Origin of the sequence: Pseudoxanthomonas daejeonensis (assembly GCF_022637495.1) — a bacterium.
Taxonomy (GTDB): Bacteria; Pseudomonadota; Gammaproteobacteria; order Xanthomonadales; family Xanthomonadaceae; genus Pseudoxanthomonas; species Pseudoxanthomonas daejeonensis.
Genome location: NZ_CP093331.1, coordinates 2,252,022 through 2,273,808 on the forward strand (window position 1 = coordinate 2,252,022; position 21,787 = coordinate 2,273,808).

15 protein-coding genes and 1 tRNA gene are annotated in these 21,787 nt (G+C 68.8%); 14 read left to right on the top strand and 2 right to left on the bottom strand.

The features are described from left to right. Window positions 1–547: 547 nt before the first annotated feature. Both MNQ95_RS10175 and MNQ95_RS10180 read right to left on the bottom strand, forming a co-directional pair. Window positions 548–1,411, bottom strand: a complete 864-nt coding sequence (locus MNQ95_RS10175) for a prepilin peptidase (RefSeq protein WP_241952797.1) — start codon at window positions 1,409–1,411, stop codon at window positions 548–550. A gap of 18 nt (window positions 1,412–1,429) precedes the next feature. Then, the gene (locus MNQ95_RS10180) at window positions 1,430–2,689 is read right to left on the bottom strand and encodes a type II secretion system F family protein (protein WP_241952798.1); all 1,260 of its coding nucleotides are present in this window, start codon (window positions 2,687–2,689) and stop codon (window positions 1,430–1,432) included. A 916-nt stretch (window positions 2,690–3,605) separates the two neighbouring features. On the opposite strand from MNQ95_RS10180, the gene MNQ95_RS10185 reads away from it, so the two are divergent. The 14 genes from MNQ95_RS10185 to MNQ95_RS10250 all read left to right on the top strand — a co-directional run bounded on the left by MNQ95_RS10185 (window position 3,606) and on the right by MNQ95_RS10250 (window position 21,765). Further along, the gene (locus MNQ95_RS10185) at window positions 3,606–4,004 is read left to right on the top strand and encodes a pilin (RefSeq protein ID WP_277884371.1); all 399 of its coding nucleotides are present in this window, start codon (window positions 3,606–3,608) and stop codon (window positions 4,002–4,004) included. 249 nt (window positions 4,005–4,253) lie between these two features. Beyond that, window positions 4,254–5,990, top strand: coding sequence for a type IV-A pilus assembly ATPase PilB (pilB, locus tag MNQ95_RS10190; RefSeq protein ID WP_241952799.1), 1,737 nt, complete (start codon window positions 4,254–4,256; stop codon window positions 5,988–5,990). A 1,140-nt stretch (window positions 5,991–7,130) separates the two neighbouring features. After that, the gene (locus tag MNQ95_RS10195) at window positions 7,131–7,622 is read left to right on the top strand and encodes an REP-associated tyrosine transposase (protein WP_241952800.1); all 492 of its coding nucleotides are present in this window, start codon (window positions 7,131–7,133) and stop codon (window positions 7,620–7,622) included. 795 nt (window positions 7,623–8,417) lie between these two features. Beyond that, window positions 8,418–8,828, top strand: coding sequence for a tol-pal system-associated acyl-CoA thioesterase (ybgC, locus tag MNQ95_RS10200; RefSeq protein WP_162408336.1), 411 nt, complete (start codon window positions 8,418–8,420; stop codon window positions 8,826–8,828). A gap of 165 nt (window positions 8,829–8,993) precedes the next feature. After that, window positions 8,994–9,770 (top strand): protein TolQ, encoded by a 777-nt coding sequence (gene tolQ, locus MNQ95_RS10205; protein ID WP_162408335.1) that lies wholly within the window; start codon window positions 8,994–8,996, stop codon window positions 9,768–9,770. A 76-nt stretch (window positions 9,771–9,846) separates the two neighbouring features. Continuing rightward, the gene (gene tolR / locus MNQ95_RS10210; RefSeq protein ID WP_162408334.1) at window positions 9,847–10,281 is read left to right on the top strand and encodes a protein TolR; all 435 of its coding nucleotides are present in this window, start codon (window positions 9,847–9,849) and stop codon (window positions 10,279–10,281) included. Window positions 10,282–10,331: 50 nt separating this feature from the next. Continuing rightward, window positions 10,332–11,327, top strand: a complete 996-nt coding sequence (tolA, locus tag MNQ95_RS10215; RefSeq protein ID WP_241952801.1) for a cell envelope integrity protein TolA — start codon at window positions 10,332–10,334, stop codon at window positions 11,325–11,327. A 679-nt stretch (window positions 11,328–12,006) separates the two neighbouring features. Beyond that, window positions 12,007–13,326 carry a Tol-Pal system beta propeller repeat protein TolB gene (tolB, locus tag MNQ95_RS10220; protein ID WP_241952802.1) on the top strand — a complete coding sequence of 440 codons (1,320 nt, stop codon included), beginning with the start codon at window positions 12,007–12,009 and terminating at the stop codon, window positions 13,324–13,326. Window positions 13,327–13,393: 67 nt separating this feature from the next. Further along, complete coding sequence (gene pal, locus MNQ95_RS10225) at window positions 13,394–13,906, top strand: peptidoglycan-associated lipoprotein Pal (protein ID WP_162408331.1); 513 nt, start codon at window positions 13,394–13,396, stop codon at window positions 13,904–13,906. A 3-nt stretch (window positions 13,907–13,909) separates the two neighbouring features. Beyond that, window positions 13,910–14,725, top strand: coding sequence for a tol-pal system protein YbgF (gene ybgF, locus MNQ95_RS10230; protein WP_202922815.1), 816 nt, complete (start codon window positions 13,910–13,912; stop codon window positions 14,723–14,725). Window positions 14,726–15,001: 276 nt separating this feature from the next. Then, window positions 15,002–15,661, top strand: a complete 660-nt coding sequence (queE, locus tag MNQ95_RS10235; RefSeq protein ID WP_241952803.1) for a 7-carboxy-7-deazaguanine synthase QueE — start codon at window positions 15,002–15,004, stop codon at window positions 15,659–15,661. A 269-nt stretch (window positions 15,662–15,930) separates the two neighbouring features. Continuing rightward, the gene (queC, locus tag MNQ95_RS10240) at window positions 15,931–16,608 is read left to right on the top strand and encodes a 7-cyano-7-deazaguanine synthase QueC (protein ID WP_241952804.1); all 678 of its coding nucleotides are present in this window, start codon (window positions 15,931–15,933) and stop codon (window positions 16,606–16,608) included. Window positions 16,609–16,817: 209 nt separating this feature from the next. Continuing rightward, a tRNA-Lys gene (locus MNQ95_RS10245) sits at window positions 16,818–16,893 on the top strand. A 270-nt stretch (window positions 16,894–17,163) separates the two neighbouring features. Continuing rightward, window positions 17,164–21,765: a DEAD/DEAH box helicase gene (locus tag MNQ95_RS10250; RefSeq protein WP_241952805.1), complete on the top strand. Its 4,602-nt coding sequence runs from the start codon at window positions 17,164–17,166 to the stop codon at window positions 21,763–21,765. Window positions 21,766–21,787: the final 22 nt, after the last annotated feature.

A 21,787-nucleotide genomic window follows, 5' to 3' on the forward strand; every position in this document is an offset into this window, starting at 1 on the left:
CGGGCGTGTCCGTGGCATGAGCGCGGGGCAGTGCCCGCCGCTGTCGGAACGTGCCGGGTGTCGTGCGCCCCGACGGTGCCACCCGTGCCGGGAAGCCGCCCCTGCCGAAGGCGTCGGCTTCGCGGCCTGAAGTCCGCTCCTACAAAGGCCTAGGCCGCGCTGTTGTAGGAGCGGGCACGACCGCGACACCGAGGCCATGGGAGGTCGAGGGCGTCGCCCGGGCCGACGGCGTCGGCTTCGCGGACTGAAGTCCGCTCCTGCAAAAGCCCAGGCCCCGCTGTTGCAGGAGCGGGCACGACCGCGACACCGAGGTCATTGGATTTACGAGGGCGCTACCCCCTGCCGACGGCGTCGGCTTCGCGGACTGAAGTCCGCTCCTACAAAGGCCTAGGCCGCGCTGTTGTAGGAGCGGGCACGACCGCGACACCGAGGCGGCCGGAATCGCGAGGGCATCGCCCGTGCCGGGTGGGGTTGGGAGCCACGAGGGCATCGCCCGTGCCGAGGCCGTCGGCTTCGCGGCCTGAAGTCCGCTCCTACAGGAGCCCGGTCAGCGCAGCCCGGCGAAGCGCATGTATGCGCCCACCATCTGCTCGCCCCAGAAAAAGACGATCCACCCGGCGATCGCCAGGTACGGCCCGAACGGGATCGGTGTCGCCCGGTCGCGGCCCTTGTAGGCCAGCCACACCGAGCCGATCACCGCGCCGACCACCGAGGACAGCAGGATGATCGGCAGGATTCCCTTGAGCCCCACCCACGCACCCAGCGCGGCCAGCAGCTTGAAGTCGCCGTGGCCCATGCCTTCCTTGCCGGTGATCTGCTTGAACAGCCACCACACGCTCCACAGCGACACGTAGCCGGCGATGGCGCCCAGCAGTGCCGGCTTGGCCGGGATGAACAGGTTGTCCAGGCTGGCGATCAGGCCCAGCCACATCAGCGGCAGGGTCAGGTTGTCGGGCAGCAGCCGCGTGCGCAAATCGATGCCCGACAGCGCGATCAGGTACCAGGTCAGCACCATCGCGCCGAACCCCTGCCAGCCGAAGCCGAAGCGCCAGGCGCAGAACACCGTCAGCAGGCCGGTCAGCAGTTCCACCAGCGGGTACTGCGCCGAGATCTTCTGGCCGCTGTAGCGCGAGCGGCCGCGCAGTGCCAGCCAGCTGAAGACCGGGATGTTCTCCCACCACTTCAGCCGGTCGCCGGTGACCGGGTCATGCGAAGGCTCGACCACGATCCCCGGCGGCGGCGGATCGTAGAGTTCGGGCAGTTCCAGGATTTCGCGCGCATCGCGCTTCCACTCCCACTCCAGCCGTCGCGGCAGGCGCAGGATCACCACGTTGAGGAAGCTGCCGACGGCCAGGCCGAGGGCGGCTGCAAGCGGATAGCCCAGCAAAGGCTGCTGGTCGAGGAATGCCATGCGGTGTGGTTCTTCTTCTTAGATGGTTGCGGCGAGCTTGAAGATGGGCAGGTACATGCCGATCACCATGCCGCCGACCAGCACGCCCAGCACCACCATGATCATCGGCTCGATCAGGCTGGCCAGCGCGTCGACCGCGTTGTTCACTTCCTGCTCGTAGTACTCGGCGACCTTGAACAGCATGGTGTCCAGAGCGCCCGCCTCTTCGCCGATGGCGGTCATCTGGATGACCATGTGCGGGAACAGGTGGGTCTGCTTCATCGCCAGGTTGACCGGATAGCCGACGGCGACGTCGTCGCGGATGCGATAGACCGCTTTTTCGTAGACCGTGTTGCCGGTGGCGCCGGCGACCGATTCCAGCGCCTCGACCAGCGGCACGCCGGCCTTGAAGGTCACCGCGGTGGTGCGGGCGAAGCGGGCGATCGCGCTGTTGTGCATGATCTGGCCGATCACCGGGATCTTCAGGATCATGCGGTCCAGGAAATGCTGGAAGGCCAGGGAACGCTTGTAGAAGAAGAAGAACGCGAAGAACGAGCCCACCACGATCAGCAGGATCGCCCACCAGTACGCGACCATGAACCGCGATGCGTTGACGATGAGCTGGGTGAACGCCGGCAGTTCGGCGCCGAAGCCCTGGAAGGTCGCCTCGAACTGCGGGACCACGAAGATCAGCAGGATCGCGCTGACGATCACCGCCACGGCGACGGTCATGAGCGGATAGAACATCGCCTTCTTGATCTTGCCCTTCAGCGCTTCGAGGTTCTCCTTGTAGCTGGCGATGGTGTCCAGCACCGTCTCCAGCACGCCGGAGCTTTCGCCGACCTTGACCAGGTTGCGGTAGAGCTCGTCGAACTGGACCGGATGCTTGTTGATCGCTTCGTACATCGAGGAGCCGCCCTCGATGTCGGTACGGATCTGGTCGACCACGGCCTTCATGCGTGGGTTCTTGTGCCCGCCGCCGATGATCTCCAGCGATCCCACGATCGGGACGCCCGACTTCATCATCGTCGCCATCTGGCGGCTGAAGAAGGCGATGTCCTTGGGGGTGATGACCGAGCCGGCCTGGCCGAAGAGCGGCTTGGGCTTGGGCTTGACCACCGTGGGGGTGATCCCCTGGCGGCGAAGCTCGGCCTTGAGCATGTTGGCGTTCTTGGCCGGCTGCTCGCCCTTCATCTTGATGCCGCGCTTGTCGGTGCCCTCCCAGACGAACGGCACCAACTGGCTGGTGGCCCGTGCGACGGGCACGGTCTTCTTCACGGCGCTACGGGTCGCGGACATCACTGGTCTCCCCGCCGGCATTCCCCGCGCCGGCATCTCGCCGCATGGTAGCCGCTAAACCGGTCCCTGACAGCCACCCCCATCACGCTTCCCGCAGCACCCCCTGCCTTGCAGGAGCGGGCATGACCGCGACCCGAGGCCGCGCCGGCGGCGACGCCCTCCCGGAACCCCCCACCTCCCGCTACCCGCGCCCCGGTAATTTTCCATGCACGAGCGCATGGAAAACACTCGTGCATCGGTTCCGGATACTGGCGCGCCCCTGATTTCCATCCGTCAGCGCATGGAAATCAGGGGCGCCCCGATTCCAGGCACTCGTTCGCCAGTATTTTCCATGCATGAGCGTATGGAAAATACTCGCGCGCCAGTGATTTCGATGCGCGTGCGTATGGAAAACACTCGCGCGTCAGTTCCCATCATTCGCGCACGCCCGATTTCCATCCGTCCGCGCATGGAAATCATCGGCGTCCCGGTTCTGGCCATTCGCCCGCCAGTGATTTCCATGCATGCGCGCAGGGTGGGAGGCGGCGCGCCGGTTCCTGGCGCCCGCGTCCCGAGCGGGGGTATTGCGCGCCGTGGCGGACGCCGCTGGCCCTGCATATAGGTGTGTGCAATGCGCCTTCTGCTGCTCCGCTTGCCCGGCTCGTTGTCGCGGACGTGACCATTCCGGTCACTTTCTGACGCGGGAGGTCAGCTTCACCCCTGTGCCCCCCGTCACGGCTCAACCGTGCCGGATGACCGGTCGTTAGCGGCGAATGGTTGGTAGACTGAACAGGCCCGATGGAAAGCCAAGACTTGGCATGTAACGTGCGTGTATCACCGCACGTGGCTACCCGCCGCGCATTACCCGCGTTCCGGAAAGGACACGGGTCCGGAAGGCAAAGTGTCCTAACCAACCAACCGCTCTAGGGGAAATTTCATGAAGAAGAACATGCAGGGCTTCACCCTCATCGAACTGATGATCGTCGTGGCGATCATCGCCATCCTGGCCGCCATCGCGCTGCCGGCCTACCAGGACTACATGGCCCGCGCACGCGTGTCCGAGGGTCTGGTCATCGCTTCCGGCGCCAAGGCGACGGTCGGTGAGAACCTGGCTGCCGATCAGGCGCCATGCCTGGGTGTGGATGGTGGTGTTATCAACCGCACCACGCTGGCTTGTACTGCTGCAGATGGCGCCCTTACCGTTGCGGTCGATGCCGGTCCGGCCACTGTCAACCTGACCCTTACCCCGGATCTGACTGATACGGGTACGACTTGGGCCTGCGCGGTTGATGCCGCGGCCAACAACAAGTATGTGCCGGCTGAATGCCGCGTCTAAGGTAGGTCGAGGGCGTTTGCCTTCGAGCGATCAGCGTCACGACAAACCCCGCTTCGGCGGGGTTTGTTTTTTCTGATGCGAGTTGGCCGTCGCCTGCAGCCGCCCCGCATTTCGTCCGGCGCCACCTCCATGCCCGCGCAGGCGACACTTCCCGCAATCACGATGCGCTGGCAGTAGCCTGCATCCGGATACTGGTCGGCACGGACTTTGCGTTATCTTTCCTGCTCACGTGCTCGAGGGGATGCAGGAATGAATGCAGTGGTCACCGCCAACCTGGTCGGCATCACCGGCATCGCACGACGCCTGGTGCAGGACGGTGCGCTGGACGAGGCCGGCGCGCGCGCCGCCATGGCCCAGGCCACCGAGGCGAAAGTGCCGCTGGCGCAGTGGGTCGCGGAGAAGAAGCTGGTGGCCCCCGCGCAGATGGCCGCGGCCAACGCGGTCGAATTCGGCATGCCACTGATCGATGCGACCGCCTTCGACCCCAGCCAGAACGCGATGAAACTGGTCAGTGAGGAACTGATCCAGAAGCACCACGTGATCCCCCTGTTCAAGCGTGGCAACAAGCTGTTCGTCGGCACCAGCCAGCCGACCCAGACCGCCTCGCTGGCCGAACTGCAGTTCCACACCAACCTGGTGGTGGAAGCGATCCTGGTCGACGAGGATCAGATCCGCCGCACCCTGGAGCAGTGGCAGAACTCCAGCGGGCAGCTGGGTGCCGGCCTGAGCGGCGGCGACGACGACGAAGGGCTGGAAAACCTGGAGATCGGCGGCGGCGACGAAGATGCCGGCTCCGAATCGGGCGTGGACGCCAAGGGCGACGACACGCCCGTGGTCAAGTTCGTCAACAAGGTGCTGATCGACGCGATCCGCCGCGGCGCCTCGGACATCCATTTCGAGCCCTACGAAACCGACTACCGGGTGCGCCTGCGCATCGATGGCCTGCTCAAGTCAGTGGCCAAGGCGCCGGTCAAGCTGAGCCCGCGCATATCCGCGCGCCTGAAGGTGATGGCGCAGCTGGATATCGCCGAAAAGCGCGTGCCGCAGGACGGCCGCATCAAGCTCAATCTGTCCAAGACCAAGCAGATCGACTTCCGCGTCAGCACCCTGCCGACCCTGTTCGGCGAGAAGGTGGTGCTGCGTATCCTGGACGGCAGCGCGGCCAAGCTGGGCATCGACAAGCTGGGTTATGAGGAGGACCAGCAGAAGCTGTTCCTGGATGCGATCCAGAAGCCCTACGGCATGGTCCTGGTGACCGGCCCGACCGGCTCGGGCAAGACGGTGTCGTTGTACACCGCCTTGGGCATCCTCAACGACGATCAGCGCAATATTTCCACCGTCGAGGATCCGGTGGAAATCCGCCTGCCCGGCGTGAATCAGGTGCAGCAGAACGTCAAGCGCGGCATGACCTTCGCCGCGGCCCTGCGCAGCTTCCTGCGCCAGGATCCGGACATCATCATGGTCGGCGAAATCCGCGACCTGGAGACGGCCGAGATCGGCGTCAAGGCGGCGCAGACCGGCCACATGGTGCTGTCCACGCTGCATACCAACGACGCGCCGCAGACCATCGCGCGCCTGATGAACATGGGCATCGCGCCGTTCAACATCATCTCGTCGGTGACCCTGGTGATCGCCCAGCGCCTGGCGCGACGGCTGTGCAGCCGCTGCAAGAAGCCGTCCGAGCTGCCCGAGCATGCGCTGCTGGCCGAAGGCTTCACCGAGGCGCAGATCAAGGCCGGCTTCACCCTGTACGAAGCGGTCGGCTGCGAGGAGTGCACCGAGGGCTACAAGGGCCGTACCGGCATCTACCAGGTGATGCCGATGAGCGAGGAGATCCAGGCCATCGTGCTGGAAGGCGGCAACGCGATGCAGATCGCCGCCGCGGCCCAGAAGGCCGGTATCCGCGACCTGCGCCAGTCGGCGCTGATGAAGTGCCGCAGTGGCGTCACCAGCCTGGCCGAGATCAATCGCGTTACCAAGGATTGATGCGGCAGGGGTTGTACGGGCGAGTTTTTTTGTAGGAGCGGACTTCAGGCCGCGAAGCCCGCGGCCTCGGCAGGGGCGCCGCCGCACGATTCCGACGGACTCGGCACGGGCGAGGTCTTCGTGGCGTCCGACCACCTCGGTGTCGCGGTCGTGCCCGCTCCTACAAGGCGATGCGGACAGCGCCAACGGGTTTGTAGGAGCGGACTTCAGGCCGCGAAGCCGACGCCTTCGGCACGGGCGATGCCGCACGATTCCGACGGACTCGGCACGGGCGAGGTCTTCGTGGCGTCCGACCACCTCGGTGTCGCGGTCGTGCCCGTTCCTGCAAGGTGATGCGGACAGCGCCAGGGGTTTGTAGGAGCGGACTTCAGGCCGCGAAGCCGACGTCTTCGGCACGGGCGGCGCCGCACGATTCCGGCGGACTCGGCACGGGCGGCGTCTTCGTGGCGTCCGATCGCCTCGGTGTCGCGGTCGTGCCCGCTCCTACAAGGCGATGCGGACAGCGCCAACGGGTTTGTAGGAGCGGACTTCAGGCCGCGAAGCCGACGTCTTGACAGGGGCGACGCGTTCGCGATTCCGGCGGACTCGGCACGGGCGGCATCTTCGTGGCGTCCGACCGCCTCGGTGTCGCGGTCGTGCCCGCTCCTACAAGGCGATGCGGACAGCGCCAGGGGTTTGTAGGAGCGGACTTCAGGCCGCGAAGCCGACGTCTTCGGCACGGGCGGCGCCGCACGATTCCGACGGACCCGGCACGGGCGACGTCTTCGTGGCGTCCGACCGCCTCGGTGTCGCGGTCGTGCCCGCTCCTGCAAGGCGATGCGGACAGCGTCAACGGGTTTGTAGGAGCGGACTTCAGGCCGCGAAGCCGACGTCTTCGGCAGGGGCGACGCCGCACGATTCCGACGGACTTGGCACGGGCGGCGTCTTCGTGGCGTCCGATCGCCTCGGTGTCGCGGTCGTGCCCGCTCCTACAGGAGCGGACAACGGGTGGGGTCTTGGGTTGCCGGGTTTTTTGTGTGCGCGCGCAACGCCACGCAGGGTGGGGTGGTTGCATGGGGGCAGGCCGGCGCGGCGAATTCCTACATCGGCGTGCGGAGTGCGCTGCTGGGCGGGTAGTTCGTGGACGCGCATCGTGTGTCCATGGACATGCACGTCGAGGATCGCTTCCGGGGACACCGCGCTTTGCGGCGCGGCCGCGTGTCGTTGCCGGGGCAGGTCTACCACGTCACCGTCGCCACCCGTGACCGAAACCCCTGGTTCGCCAACTTCCATGTCGGTTGCGAAGCGGTGCGGGCGTTCCGGCAGCCATCCGCGCTGGCCGATGCGAGGCTGCTGGCCTGGGTGCTGATGCCCGACCACGCGCACTGGCTGGTCGAGCTTGGACCGCGGGTGCCGCTGGAGATGGTGGTCTCGCGGATGAAGGCGGCCACGGGCGTGCAGGTCAACCGGATGCTGGCGCGTGCCGGAGCCCTGTGGGGGCCGGCCTTCCATGACAGGGCACTGCGGCAGGAGGATGACCTGCGCTCGGTTGCGCGCTACATCGTGGCCAATCCGCTGCGAGCGGGGCTGGTCGAGCGCATCGGCGACTACCCGTTCTGGGACTGCGTGTGGCTGGACGGGGCTTCGCTGTAGGGGCGTCGGGAGACAGGTGTGTCGTGGTTCCGGTGTCCTCGATCGGATCTCCGAGGCGGTCGGAATATAGGGGGCGGTCGGAATCATGAGGCGTCGCCCCTGCCAAGGCGTCGGCTTCGCGGCCTGAAGTCCGCTCCTACAGTTTCCCAGCCCGTGCCCGGATCGCGCGCGCTTCGTAGGAGCGGGCATGACCGCGACACCGAGACGCTCGGATCTCCGAGGCGGTCGGAATATAGGGGGCGGTCGGAATCATGAGGCGTCGCCCCTGCCAAGGCGTCGGCTTCGCGGCCTGAAGTCCGCTCCTACAGTTTCCCAGCCCGTACCCGGATCGCGCGCGCTTCGTAGGAGCGGGCATGACCGCGACACCGAGGCGGTCGGATCTCCGAGGCGGTCGGAATATAGGGGGCGGTCGGAATCATGAGGCGTCGCCCCTGCCAAGGCGTCGGCTTCGCGGCCTGAAGTCCGCTCCTACAGTTTCCCAGCCCGTACCCGGATCGCGCGCGCTTCGTAGGAGCGGGCATGACCGCGACACCGAGGCGGTCGGATCTCCGAGGCGGTCGGATCTCCCAGGCGGTCGTCTCTCCCAGGCGGTCGAAATCATGGGAGGCGTCACCCCTGCCAAGGCGTCGGCTTCGCGGACTGAAGTCCGCTCCTACAGGAGCAGGGACCGCGTTCGCCCTGGCCCGGGCGCTTCGGCCCGCACCTGCTGGAAAGGCACGCGCCACAACGCCCCGGGCTGGCCGCAAACCCCCACACCGGTCATGCTTTGCGGATTCCATTGTCCGCGGCGAGCCGATGTTCAGCATTCCGATACGCGTCTACTGGGAAGATACCGACGCCGGTGGCGTGGTCTACCACGCGCGGTACGTGGCTTTCCTGGAGCGGGCGCGCAGTGATGCGCTGCGTGCGATGGGCCGGGGCCAGCAGGCGCTGCAGCAGGCCGGGCTGGTGTTCGCGGTGCATTCGATGCGGTTGGACTTCCTGCGCCCGGCGCGGCTGGACGACCTGCTCGAGGTGACCGCGGAGGTGGCCCGCGTCGGCCGCGCCAGCGTGGTCTTCACCCAGCGCATCCTGCGCGGGGAGGAGCTGCTGCTGGCGGCGGAGGTGAAGGTGGCCTCGTTGCGTGCCGCCGATTTCCGTCCGGCGCCCATGGAAGAATCGTTGTACGAGGAACTGAAATCGATGCAGGCCGGTCACACGACATGACCGTCCGGCGAGCAGGAACCTTGCGGCAAGCCCCATCCGGCCTCCCCGCGCGTTCCGTATCCTGACCACCCGGCGCTGGTCGGGCCCGATCCTGCCGCAGCCCGGATGCACGGGCGACGGCACCCCGCACGGCAACACGACATTGTTGAAGAGGAATCCCCAAGCATGATCGGAGCGACCCTGGCCCTGGTGGCCACCGTGGTTGAGGCCCTGCCCGAAGAAGCGGCCGCCGCTGCGGCCGGTGCCGCCGCCACCGCGGCGCACGGCGGCATCAACTACCTGGACCTGATGTTGCGGGCCAGCCTGCCGGTCAAGCTGATCGTGCTGCTGCTGCTGGCCGGATCGGTGATCAGCTGGGTGATCATTTTCCGCAAGCTGCGCAGCTTCAAGGCCGCCGACCAGGAGGCCGACGAGTTCGAGAACCGGTTCTGGTCCGGCGCCGAACTGGGCAAGCTGTACGCGGCGGCGACCGACCGCAACCGCACGGTCGGCGGCCTGGAGGCGATCTTCGAGGCCGGCTTCCGCGAATTCACCCGCCTGCGCGACAAGCGCCGCCATGACGGCCGCGCCCAGCTGGAAGGCGCGCAGCGCGCGATGCGCGTGGCTTATACCCGCGAGGTCGGCAAGCTCGAGCGCAACCTGGAGCTGCTGGCCAACATCGGCTCGACCGCGCCCTATGTCGGCCTGGTCGGCACCGTGTTCGGGATCATGGTGACCATGCACGACATGGTCAGCCAGGGCGCGCAGGTCGGCATCGCTTCGGTGGCCCCGGGCATCTCCGAGGCGCTGTTCGCCACGGCGATCGGCCTGTTCGTGGCGATCCCGGCGGTGTGGGCCTACAACCGCTACACCAGCCGCGTGGACCGCCTGTCGCAGCGCTACGAGAGCTTCGCCGACGAGTTCAGCTCGATCCTGCAGCGCCAGGCCGGCGGCGAGGAATGAGCCGGGACCGTCGAATGATGCGAGTCCCTCGCAAGAGCCCGCACATCCATGCGCGGGGATTCGACAGGAGCACGCCATGAGCACACTCGCACGCCACAAGCGCCGCAAGCTCAAGTCCGAGATCAACGTCGTGCCCTACATCGACGTGATGCTGGTGCTGCTGATCATCTTCATGGTCACCGCGCCCCTGCTGAGCCTGAGCGTGGACGTGGACCTGCCGCAGTCCAGGGCGCGCGCGGTCGACAGCAAGAAGGACCCGGTGATCGTCACCGTCGACGCCGACGGGCGCTATTTCCTGACCCTGCAGGGCGGCAAGCCCGAGGGCATCGATGCCACCGAGCTGAGCGCGCGGCTGGGCGCCTTCGTCGCCCAGAACAAGGACGTGCCGGTGTTCGTCGCCGCCCCGGGCGTGACCGAATACCAGAAGGTCATGGACACGATGGTGCTGGTCCAGGCCGCCGGCGTGCCGCGGGTCAGCCTGATGAGCCAGCCGGGCGGCGCACCGAAGTGACCGACGTGACTGAAGTAGCCGGGCCGGCCCACCGATGACCGCCACCGAACATGCACGCTGACGCGTTCTACCGCCAGCCCGACGACCGCGAGGGCGGGCTTGCCGGCCCGCTCGCGCTGGCCATCGGCCTGCACGTGCTGGTCGCGGTGCTGTTCTGGGTGGCCTGGTGGTGGTCGCCGCAGCGGCAGGTGGAACCGGCCGCGGGTTCGCCGGTGATCGAGGCTTCGCTGGTGATGTCGCCGGCGGATGTGGCCGCCGCGCAGCGCCGCGCCGAAGAAGCGCCCAAACCCGAACCCGAGCCCCTGCCCGAGCCGGTGACCGAGCCCGCGCCGGAGGAAACCGTCCCGCCGCCACAGCCCGAACCCGAACCGCGCCCGCAGGACGCGGTGGTGGCGCCGCAGCAGCAGGCGCAGGAATTCATTCCCGAACCCGACACGGTCGACCAGGACGCCGCCCGTCGCGACGCCATCGCCAGGGAAAAGGCCGAGAAGGAACAGGAAGAGCGCCGCCGCCAGGAGCAGGTCGACCTGACCGAGGAGCGCGAGAAGCAGAAGGCCGCCGAGAACCAGCGCCGGCTCGCCGCGCAGGCCGAGGACGACAAGCAGAAGAAGCTGGCCGAACTGCGCCGGCAGCGCGAGCAGGCCGCACGCCAGGTGGCGCTGGCCGAACAGAAGGTGCGCCAGCTCGAACAGGTGCAGCAGCGCCAGAGCGCGCCGCCGACCCCGCCCAGCCAGGGCACGCCGGGGCAGGGCGGTACCAGCGAGGACCTGACCGCCAAGTACGCCGCGGCGATCCAGCAGGCCGTGCTGAACCAGTGGATCCGGCCCGATACCGTGCCGCTGGGCCAGCGCTGCCGGGTGTCGATCCGGCAGATCCCGGGCGGGGAGGTGATCGATGTCGAGATCCAGCCGGGCTGTCCCTTCGACGAGGCCGGGCGTCGTTCGCTGGAGGCCGCGGTGCTGCGCGCCAAGCCGCTGCCGTACCGCGGCTTCGAGTCCGCCTTCCAGCGCAACCTGACCCTCAATTTCGAAGCGCAGGACCGCTGAGCGCCGCCACATCGCGCCGTCGCGCGCCGCCTTGGTAGGAGCGGGCACGACCGCGACACCGAGGCCGTCGGATTTCCGCGGCACGTCGGAACCTGCGGTACCTCAGAACCTGCACGGCGTCGCCCGTGCCGAAGCGTCGGCTTCGCGGCCTGAAGTCCGCTCCTACAAGAGCCCGCGACCCGCCCCGTACAGGACCCGCGCCCCGCGTTGTAGGAGCGGGCACGACCGCGACACCGAGGCCGTCGGATCCTGCGGTACGTCGGAACCTGCACGGCGTCGCCCGTGCCGAGGCGTCGGCTTCGCGGCCTGAAGTCCGCTCCTACAAGAGCCCGCGACCCGCCGTACAGGACCCGCGCCCCGCCGTTGTAGGAGCGGGCACGACCGCGACACCGAGGCCGTCGGATCCTGCGGTACGTCGGAACCTGCACGGCGTCGCCCGTGCCGAGGCGTCGGCTTCGCGACCTGAAGTCCGCTCCTACAAGGGCCCGCGACCCGCCTAACAGGAGCCCGCGCCCCGCCGTTGTAGGAGCGGGCACGACCGCGACACCGAACCCTGCCAGGTCGCGCGTTTCCTGTTTCGTGAACCGGCATTCACGACAATTTCGTTCATGATTGCGAAAATGTTCACGCCTACGCTGCTATTCCTTCCTGCCCGGACCTGGATCGACGACCGCCTGCCATGAAAACTTCCCTGCGCTGGTTCGCCCTGATCGCCTTCGTACTCCTGCCCTTCGTGGCCTCGGCCCAGCAGCAGGGCCTGGAGATCGACATCATCGGCGGCAACGCTTCGGCCCTGCCCATCACCGTGGTCCCGATGCCCTACCAGGGCAGCGGCACGCCGCCGGAAACGGACGTGGCCAAGGTGGTGCGTGACGACCTGGCCCGTTCCGGCCTGTTCCGGACCCTGCCCGAGGCCCAGATCGTCGAGCGCCCGACCCGGGGCGGGGAGATCCAGTACCCGACCTGGAAGCAGCTCAAGCAGGACTACATCGTGGTCGGCCGGATGCTGGACGGCGGCGATGGCGGCTACCGGATCGAGTACGAACTGTTCGACGTGGCCCGGGGCGAGCGCCTGCTGGGCCTGGCGATCACCGCCCGGGCCAACGCGACGCGCGACGCGGCGCACCAGATCGCCGATGCGGTCTACGAGAAGATCCTGGGCGTGCGCGGCGCGTTCTGGACCCGCATCGCTTACGTGACGGCCAGCGGCCGCGGCAAGGACATGCGTTTCGCGCTGAACGTGGCGGACGCGGACGGCTGGAACCCGCAGACCGTGGTCCGCTCGGCCGAGCCACTGCTGTCGCCGGCCTGGAGCCCGGACGGGCGCAAGCTGGCCTATGTCAGCTTCGAGCGCGGCAACTCGGCGATCTACGTGCAGGACATCTCCTCGGGCGCGCGCGAACTGGTCTCCAGCTTCCGTGGCATCAACGGCGCACCGTCGTTCTCGCCGGACGGGCGCAAGCTGGCCATGTCCCTGTCGCGCAGCGGCAATCCCGAGATCTACGTCATGGACCTGGGCAGCAAGCAGCTGACCCAGCTGACCAACCACTTCGGCATCGACACCGAGCCGACCTGGAGCGCGGATGGCAGCACCATCTACTTCACCTCCGACCGGGGGGGCCGTCCGCAGATCTACCAGGTGTCCTCGGGCGGCGGCAGCGCCGGCCGGGTCACCTTCCAGGGCAACTACAACGCCACCGCCAGCGTGTCCTACGACGGCAAGAAGGTCGCGGTGGCCCAGGGCGCCGGCAACACCTACCGGATCGCGATCATGGATTCCAGCCTCGGCTCGCCGCGCTGGAGCACCATTTCCACCGGCTCCCTCGACGAATCCCCCAGCTTCGCCCCCAACGCCAGCATGCTCCTGTATGCCGCGCGCGAAGGCGGACGCGGGGTGCTTTACGCCGTTTCCGCCGATGGCCGGGTGCGCCAGCGCCTGGTCCTGGCCGATGGCGACGTGCGCGAGCCGGCCTGGTCCCCCTACCGCAGCGCTCGTTAAAAATCAGTTGTAAGATTACGCGGTTGCGTTTGTCCTACCACCACCCTAGTGCATCCCAAGGAATGATATGAACACCTCCACCCGTGTCCTGCTGGTTTCGCTGCTGTCCGTGGCCGCCCTGGCCGGCTGCTCCAAGAAGGTCAAGGAAGCGCCCGTCGCCGACACCACCCCGACCACCCCGACCGCGCCGGTCGCCACCGACGACGGCGTCTATGGTCCGGAAGACCTGGACACCGATGCTTGCCTGCGCCAGCGCGTCATCCACTTCGATTTCGACCAGTACACCGTGAAGCCGGAGTACCAGGCCGTCGTCGCCTGCCACGCCAAGTACCTGCGTGACCGTCCGTCGTCGCGCCAGAACCTGGAAGGCCACACCGACGAGCGCGGCAGCCGCGAGTACAACATGGGCCTGGGCGAGCGCCGCGGCAACGCCGTGTCGTCCGCGCTGCAGGGCGCCGGTGCCTCGGCCACCCAGCTGACCGTGGTCAGCTACGGCGAAGAGCGTCCGGTCTGCACCGAGTCGACCGAGGCCTGCTGGGCGCAGAACCGTCGCGTCGAGATCGTCTACAGCGCGCGCTGATCCATGCGCTTGAAGCACCCCTTGCGGATGCTGGTCGTGGCGGCCCTCGTGGCCGCCACGCCCGCTTACGCGCAGAAGCTGAGCCTGGCCGACCGGGTCGCCCGGCTCGAACTGCAGGCCAACAACACCCAGGCCAACCAGGACCTCCTGAACCAGCTCGACCAGCTGCGCACGGAAGTCCAGTCGTTGCGCGAGACGGTCGAGCAGCTCCAGAACGAGAACGGCCAGCTGCAACAGCGCAACCGTGACCAGTACCTGGACCTGGACGGTCGCCTCAACCGCCTCGAAGGCGGAGCCTTGCCGCCGCCCGCCGCCACTGGCGCACCTGCTGCCGCCGCGCCTGCCGTCGCCCCGACCCGGACGGTCACGCCCGGTCCGGCCGATGCCACGCCGCGGGTGCATGGTGATCCCGGTTCGCTGGCCCAGTCTGGCGACGAGCGCGGCGCCTACAACCAGGCCTTCGATGCGCTCAAGGCCGGTCGCTACGACGAGTCGGCGCAGCTGTTCCAGGCTTTCATCGACGCCTGGCCCGCCGGCATCTACGCGCCCAACGCGCTGTACTGGCTGGGCGAGAGCTATTACGCCACCAAGAATTTCAAGCTGGCCGGCCAGCAGTTCGACGCGCTGATCAGCCGCTATCCGACCCATGACAAGGCGCCCGGCGCCCTGCTCAAGCGCGGCCTGTCGCAGTTCGGCGATGGCCAGGTGCCCGAGGCCCGGGCCACCCTGCAGCAGGTCGTCAACCTCTACCCGGGCACCGATGCGGCGCGCATCGCCAGCGATCGCCTGCATTCGATCGAGATCGGCCAGCTGCGCTGAGCGCACCTGCGTGCGGCCCGCGTGCGTGGCTGTGCGCATGAGCGGTCATGACCGCGACACCGACGCCCTCGAACAGGCGATGTCACCAGGATCCTGACGCCTGGATCGCGGAATGGAAGTCCGCTCCCGCGCGGTTGTGTAGGAGCGGGCATGACCGCGACACCGACGTCTTCGACACAGGCGACGCCATCGCGATTCCGATGCCCTCGGTGTCGCGGTCATGCCCGCTCCTACATCACCCCCGCGACCCGTCCGCCTGAGAACCACGATCCGCCGATGGATACTCTCGTCCCGCAGAGCCGCCTCAAGCTCACCGAAATCTTCCTGTCGCTGCAGGGCGAAGCCAACGCCGCGGGATGGCCCACCGTGTTCGTGCGCCTCACCGGCTGCCCGTTGCGCTGCCAGTACTGCGACACCGCCTACGCCTTCCATGGCGGGCAGTGGTGGGAGATCGAAGACATCCTCGCCGAGGTTGCCCGCCAGGGCGTGCGCCATGTCTGCGTGACCGGCGGCGAGCCGCTGGCGCAGAAGCGCTGCCTGGACCTGCTGCAGCACTTGTGCGATGCCGGCTACGACGTCTCGCTGGAAACCTCCGGCGCGCTCGACATCGCCGGGGTCGACCCGCGCGTGTCGCGGGTGGTGGACCTGAAGACGCCCGGCTCGGCCGAAATGGCGCGCAACCGGCTGGAGAACATCCCGCTGCTCACCGCCCGCGACCAGGTCAAGTTCGTGCTGTGCGGCCGCGCCGACTACGAGTGGGCACGCGACATGGTCGCCGAGCACGGCCTGGCCGCACGCTGCGACGTGCTGTTCTCGCCGAGCAAGAGCGAGCTCGAGCCGCGCGCGCTGGCCGACTGGATCGTGGCCGACCGCCTGCCGGTGCGTTTCCAGATGCAGCTGCACAAGCTCCTCTGGAACGACGAACCCGGGCGCTGAGCGAGGGGGTGGTCGCGCGCGACAGATCCGGTCCGAGACCAGCCGCCTTTCGCGAAGCGGACTGTCGCTTTTTGTAGGAGCGGGCATGACCGCGACGCGAGGCCGTCGGAACCATGAGGGTGTCGCCCGCGCCATGAGGCGTCGGCTTCGCGGTCATGCCCGCTCCTACAAAGAGCAGATGACCGGTCGCGCAACCGAGCGGTGCCATGCCTGAAAATCCCGCACGGCGACCTACAATGGCGTCCCCAATCCACGCAGCTGCCCCGCCCATGAAGAACGCCGTCGTCCTCGTCTCCGGTGGCATGGATTCGGCCGTCGTCCTGGCCATGGCCAGGGAACAGGGCTATGCCGTGCATGCACTCAGCGTGCGCTACGGCCAGCGCCACACCTCCGAACTGGATGCCGCGGACCGGGTCGCGCGTGCGCTGGGTGCGGTGGCGCACAAGACCGTGACCGTGGACCTGCGTGCGATCGGCGGCTCGGCCCTGACCGATGACATCGAGGTGCCCGACGCGGGCAGCGAGGGCATCCCGGTCACCTACGTGCCGGCGCGCAACACGATCATGCTTTCGGTGGCGCTGGGCTGGGCCGAGGTGCTGGGTGCGGCCGACATCTTCTGCGGGGTCAATGCGGTCGATTACTCGGGCTATCCGGACTGCCGGCCGGAATTCGTCGAAGCCTTCGAGCGCCTGGCCAACCTCGCCACCAAGGCGGGCGTGGAAGGCGCCGGGATCCGCGTGCATGCGCCGCTGATCCGCATGGGCAAGGACGAAATCGTGCGCGAAGGCCTGCGCCTGGGCGTGGATTTTTCCCAGACCGTGTCGTGCTATCGCGCCGACGCCGGGGGTCGCGCCTGCGGCCACTGCGACGCCTGCCGGCTGCGTGCCGCCGGCTTCGACGCCGCTGGCGTGACCGACCCCACGCTCTACGTCGACGGCGCTGGCTGAGCTGCGTCGCAGTCCGAGGGTCCGTGGCCGGCGTGCGAAGGCCTCGATGGACGCCTCGTAGAGCGGGGCATGCCCCGCGATCGTGACCCGGCGCTTCCATCGTGCGCGATGCAGCCGGGCAAAGCCCGGCTCCACGCAGGCGCCACGGACCGGACCCAGCTGCGGCGCGATCAGGTAAAATGCCCGCCCGGCCGAGCGCCGGGGCGCGTGGGCCGTTAGCTCAGTCGGTAGAGCATCGGACTTTTAATCCGCTGGTCGACGGTTCGAATCCGTCACGGCCCACCATCTTTCCCGCCTCATCTTCGACGGCCATGCACGGGTGATCGCCGGGCATGCATCGCGCCCGGTTCGATCCGTGCCATCGACTTGCGTGCGTTCACGCCTTCACTGAACCGGTTCGGCTTCGCGGCGTGCACGCGGTTGAAGCACGACCGGGGCGGGCGCATATTCGATTTCCCCCTGGTTCGACGACGCGGTCCGATAAAGCGCCCCGGCACCGTCTCACCTGCTGCGACGCCCCGGCGCCACGCTGCGGCTCCCGCCGCGATCCCCGACATGACCCTCGACGCCTTCCATCCCGCCGTCGCCCGCTGGTTCGACGGGGCATTTCCCGGGCCGACCGCGGCACAGGCTGCGGCGTGGCCGGCGATCATGGCCGGACGCAACACCCTGGTCGCCGCGCCCACCGGTTCGGGCAAGACCCTGACCGCGTTCCTGGCCGCGATCGACGCACTGGTGCGCGAGGGCCTGGACGGGGGTGGCGAACTGGCCGACCGCACCAGCGTCCTCTATGTGTCGCCGCTGAAGGCGCTGTCCAACGACATCCGCCTGAACCTGGAGGCGCCGCTGGCCGGGATCCGCGACGCGCTGCTGGAGCTGGGCCTGCCCGACGTGGAGATCCGTGCCGCCGTGCGCACCGGCGACACGCCGCAGGCCGAGCGTGCGCAGGTGCGCAAGAAGCCACCGCACATCCTCGTCACCACGCCCGAATCGCTGTACGTGCTGCTTGGCTCGGCCTCGGGCCGGGCGATGCTCGCCACGGTGCGCAGCGTGATCGTCGACGAGATCCACGCACTGGCCGACGACAAGCGCGGCAGCCACCTGTCGCTGTCGCTGGAACGGCTGGAAGCGCTGTGCGGGCGGCCGCTGGTGCGCATCGGGCTGTCGGCCACGCAGAAGCCGGTGGAGGAAGTCGCGCGCTTCCTGGTCGGCGGCGCGAACGTCTATCCCACGCGCGACGCGCTGCCCGGCTGGCCCGGTCCCGATCCCCTGGCCGGCAGCCAGGCGGTGCTCGGCGGCACCGCCACGCATGACGTGCCCGACTGCGCCGTGGTCGACATCGGCTACGCCAAGCAGCGCGACCTCGCGCTGGAACTGCCGCCCACGCCGCTGTCGGCGGTGATGTCCAACGAGCAGTGGGAGCAGGTCTACGCGCAGCTGGTCGAACGGGTGCGCGCGCACCGGACCACGCTGGTATTCGTCAACACGCGGCGCATGGCCGAGCGCGCCGCGTTCAACCTGGGCGAACTGCTCGGGCGGGAGAACGTCGGCACCCACCACGGCAGCCTGTCCAAGGAGCTTCGCCTGGAGGCCGAGCAGAAGCTCAAGGCCGGCCAGCTGCAGGTGCTGGTCGCCACTGCTTCGCTGGAGCTGGGTCTGGACATCGGCGACGTGGACCTGGTCTGCCAGCTCGGCTCGCCGCGCTCGATCGCCGCGTTCCTGCAGCGCGCCGGGCGCTCGGGCCACCACGTCGGCGGCGTGCCGAAGGCGCGGCTGTTCCCGCAGACCCGCGACGAGCTGGTCGAATGCGCGGCCTTGCTCGATTGCGTGCGCCGCGGTGAGCTGGACGCGTTGCGCATTCCGCCGGCGCCGCTGGACGTGCTGGCCCAGCAGATCGTGGCCGAGGTCGCCGCGACCGAATGGGACGAGGATGCGCTGTACGACTGGTGCCTGCGCGCCTGGCCGTACGCGCGGCTGGAGCGGGCGAGGTTCGACGAGGTCGTGAAGATGCTCGCCGACGGTTTCAGCGACCGGCGCGGCCCGCGTGCCGGCTGGCTGCACCGCGACGCGGTCAATCGCCGCCTGCGCGGGCGCCAGGGCGCGCGCCTGGTCGCGACCATGTCCGGCGGCACCATCCCCGACACCGGCGACTACGCGGTGGTGCTGGAGCCGTCGTCCACGTTCATCGGCTCGGTCAACGAGGATTTCGCGATCGAGAGCATGGCCGGCGACATCTTCCAGCTGGGCAATGCCAGTTACCGGATCCTGCGCGTGGAGGCGGGCCGGGTGCGGGTGGAGGATGCGCAGGGCATGCCGCCCAGCATTCCGTTCTGGCTGGGCGAGGCGCCGGGCCGCACCGACGAGCTGTCGCAGGGCGTGTCGCGGCTGCGCGAAGAGATCGCCACGCGCATGCCTGACGCCCAGGTGGTGCGCGTGCCGGCCGAAGCGGCCATCGTCGATGGCGCGGCCGATGCAGATGCAGCAGGCGGTGGCGAAGCCGGAGAGCGCTTCACCATCGATGGCGCGGATACCGCGCTGGCCTGGCTGTGCGACGAGGCGGGTTTGGACGAGTCCGCCGCGCGCCAGCTGGTCGACTACCTCGGTTCGACCGCGATCGCGCTGGGGGCGATGCCGACCCAGCAGACCATCGTGTTCGAGCGCTTCTTCGACGAAACCGGCTCGACCCACCTGGTCATCCACAGCCCCTACGGCAGCCGCCTCAACCGCGCCTGGGGCCTGGCCCTGCGCAAGCGCTTCTGCCGCCAGTTCAACTTCGAACTGCAGGCCGCGGCGACCGAGGACGCGATCGTGCTGTCGCTGTCGACCAGCCACAGCTTCCCGCTGATCGAGGTGGCCAAATACCTGCATTCCTCGTCGGCGCAGGACGTGCTGGTGCAGGCTTTGCTGGATGCGCCGCTGTTCCCGGTGCGCTGGCGCTGGAACGCGACCACCGCGCTGGCCCTGCCGCGTTTCGTCGGCGGCAAGAAGGTGCCGCCGCAATTGCAGCGGATGAAATCCGAGGACCTGCTGGCAACGGTGTTCCCCGACCAGGTGGCCTGCCTGGAGAACATCGTCGGCGAGCGCGAAGTGCCCGACCATCCGCTGGTCGCGCAGACGCTGGACGATTGCCTGCACGAGGCGATGGACACCGAGGGCTGGCTCGAGCTGCTGCGCGGCCTGGAATCGGGTGCGATCACGGTGCAGGCGCGTGACCTGGCCGCGCCGTCGCCGCTGGCGGCCGAGGCGCTCAACGCACGTCCCTATGCTTTCCTCGACGACGCACCGCTGGAGGAGCGACGCACCCAGGCCGTGCAGACGCGCCGCTACGCCGATCCGCAGGCGGCGACCGACCTCGGGCGGCTCGACGGCGATGCGGTCGAACAGGTGCGCCGCGAAGCCTGGCCGCAGGCGCGCAACGCCGACGAGATGCACGAGGTGCTGACCGGGTTGGGCTTCGTCACCGCGGCGGAAGTGGCCGGCGAGCCTGCATGGGAGCCCTGGTTGCAGAAGCTGCTGCGCGACGCGCGCGCCACCCGGATAGTCGCCGCCGGCAGGCAGTGGTGGGTCGCGGCCGAGCGCCTGCCGCAGTTGCTGGCGCTGCATCCCTCGGCGTTGCAGCAGCCGGGGATCGCGGTACCGGAGGAGTTCGCGCGCGTCGCCTGGAGCGCCGAGGACGCGGCGGTCGCGCTGCTGCGTTCGCGCCTGACCGGCCTGGGTCCGGTGGCGGCGGCCACGCTGGCCGACAGCCTGGGCATCGCCCCGCTGGCGGTCGACATGGCGATGCTGAAACTGCAGTCGCAGGGTTACGCGATGCAGGGCCGCTTCTCGCCGCATGCCGTCGGCGAGGAATGGTGCGAGCGTCACCTGCTGGCCCGCATCCATCGCTACACGCTCAAGCGCTTGCGTCGCGAGATCGAGCCGGTGGCGCCGCGCGATTTCATGCGCTTCCTGTTCGACTGGCAGCGCGTGTCGAAGGACACGCAGGTCAGCGGCCCGGAGGCGCTGGCGGGCGTGCTGGCGCAGCTGGAAGGTTACGAAGCACCCGCCGCGGCCTGGGAAGGCGACGTGTTGCCGGCGCGCGTGCGCGACTATTCGATCGCCTGGCTCGACGACCTGTGCACCGCCGGCCGTACCCTGTGGACCCGACTGCGCGCGACCGACCCGGAGGCCGGCGCGATGCGCGGCAATCCCTCGCTGCGGTCCACGCCGATCCTGCTGCTGCCGCGCCGCAGCGTGCCGCACTGGACCGCGCTGGTTCGTGCGCCCCCAGGCAAGGCGCAGGCCGAGGACGCGGTGCTCTCGTCGCGCGCGCAGAAGGTCGCCGATTTCCTCGCGATGCACGGTGCGTCGTTCTTCGACGAGATCGTGGGCGGTACGCGGCTGCTGCAGACCGAGCTGGAAGATGCGCTGGCCGAGCTGGTCGCCCGCGGGCGCGCGCATTGCGACAGTTTTGCCGGCCTGCGCGCGTTGCTGGTGCCGGCCTCCAAGCGGCCCACGCCCGGCCACGGTCGCCGCCGCGCGATGATGCTCGGCATCGAGGATGCCGGCCGCTGGGCGCTGGTGCGACGCGTGGCGCCCGAGACGGAAGCTGCAGTTCCCGTCGCTTCCCCGGCGCGCGTCGTGCGCGGACCGAAACCGGATCCTGAGGCGGTCGAGCATGTTGCCCGCGTCCTGCTGCGCCGCTATGGCGTGGTCAGCTGGCGGGTGCTCGAACGCGAAGCCGCCTGGCTGCCCCCCTGGCGCGAACTGCTGCGCGTGTACCGGAGGCTGGAGGCGCGCGGCGAGGTGCGCGGCGGACGCTTCATCGCCGGTCTCTCCGGCGAGCAGTTCGCCCTGCCCGAAGCCATCGGCCTGCTGCGCAAGGCCCGGCAGAAGCCCGAGGACGGCACCCTGGTCTGCGTGAGCGCGCTGGACCCGCTGAACCTGGCCGGGACCGTGGTCGCCGGCGACAAGGTGCCGCGGATCGCCGGCGCGCGCGTCCTCTACCGCGACGGCATGCCGGTGGCGTCGCTGGTGGCCGGGCAGGTGGCCTTCATGGCCGAACTGGCGCCCGGGGACGAGGCAGTGGCCCGCCAGCGGCTGCTGCGTGACCCGGGGGCAGGTTCGATGCCGGCCTGGCTTGAGGCGCCGCCCGTACCGTTCGTCGCCACCCAGTGACCGTTCGTCGGTCCTGTGCCAG

Bases quoted from the DNA above. Each gene is read 5' to 3' on its own strand.
- MNQ95_RS10175 (WP_241952797.1), bottom strand. From the start codon at position 1,411: ATGGCATTCCTCGACCAGCAGCCTTTGCTGGGCTATCCGCTTGCAGCC.
- MNQ95_RS10180 (WP_241952798.1), bottom strand. From the start codon at position 2,689: ATGTCCGCGACCCGTAGCGCCGTGAAGAAGACCGTGCCCGTCGCACGG.
- MNQ95_RS10185 (WP_277884371.1), top strand. From the start codon at position 3,606: ATGAAGAAGAACATGCAGGGCTTCACCCTCATCGAACTGATGATCGTC.
- pilB (WP_241952799.1), top strand. From the start codon at position 4,254: ATGAATGCAGTGGTCACCGCCAACCTGGTCGGCATCACCGGCATCGCA.
- MNQ95_RS10195 (WP_241952800.1), top strand. From the start codon at position 7,131: ATGGACATGCACGTCGAGGATCGCTTCCGGGGACACCGCGCTTTGCGG.
- ybgC (WP_162408336.1), top strand. From the start codon at position 8,418: ATGTTCAGCATTCCGATACGCGTCTACTGGGAAGATACCGACGCCGGT.
- tolQ (WP_162408335.1), top strand. From the start codon at position 8,994: ATGATCGGAGCGACCCTGGCCCTGGTGGCCACCGTGGTTGAGGCCCTG.
- tolR (WP_162408334.1), top strand. From the start codon at position 9,847: ATGAGCACACTCGCACGCCACAAGCGCCGCAAGCTCAAGTCCGAGATC.
- tolA (WP_241952801.1), top strand. From the start codon at position 10,332: ATGCACGCTGACGCGTTCTACCGCCAGCCCGACGACCGCGAGGGCGGG.
- tolB (WP_241952802.1), top strand. From the start codon at position 12,007: ATGAAAACTTCCCTGCGCTGGTTCGCCCTGATCGCCTTCGTACTCCTG.
- pal (WP_162408331.1), top strand. From the start codon at position 13,394: ATGAACACCTCCACCCGTGTCCTGCTGGTTTCGCTGCTGTCCGTGGCC.
- ybgF (WP_202922815.1), top strand. From the start codon at position 13,910: ATGCGCTTGAAGCACCCCTTGCGGATGCTGGTCGTGGCGGCCCTCGTG.
- queE (WP_241952803.1), top strand. From the start codon at position 15,002: ATGGATACTCTCGTCCCGCAGAGCCGCCTCAAGCTCACCGAAATCTTC.
- queC (WP_241952804.1), top strand. From the start codon at position 15,931: ATGAAGAACGCCGTCGTCCTCGTCTCCGGTGGCATGGATTCGGCCGTC.
- MNQ95_RS10250 (WP_241952805.1), top strand. From the start codon at position 17,164: ATGACCCTCGACGCCTTCCATCCCGCCGTCGCCCGCTGGTTCGACGGG.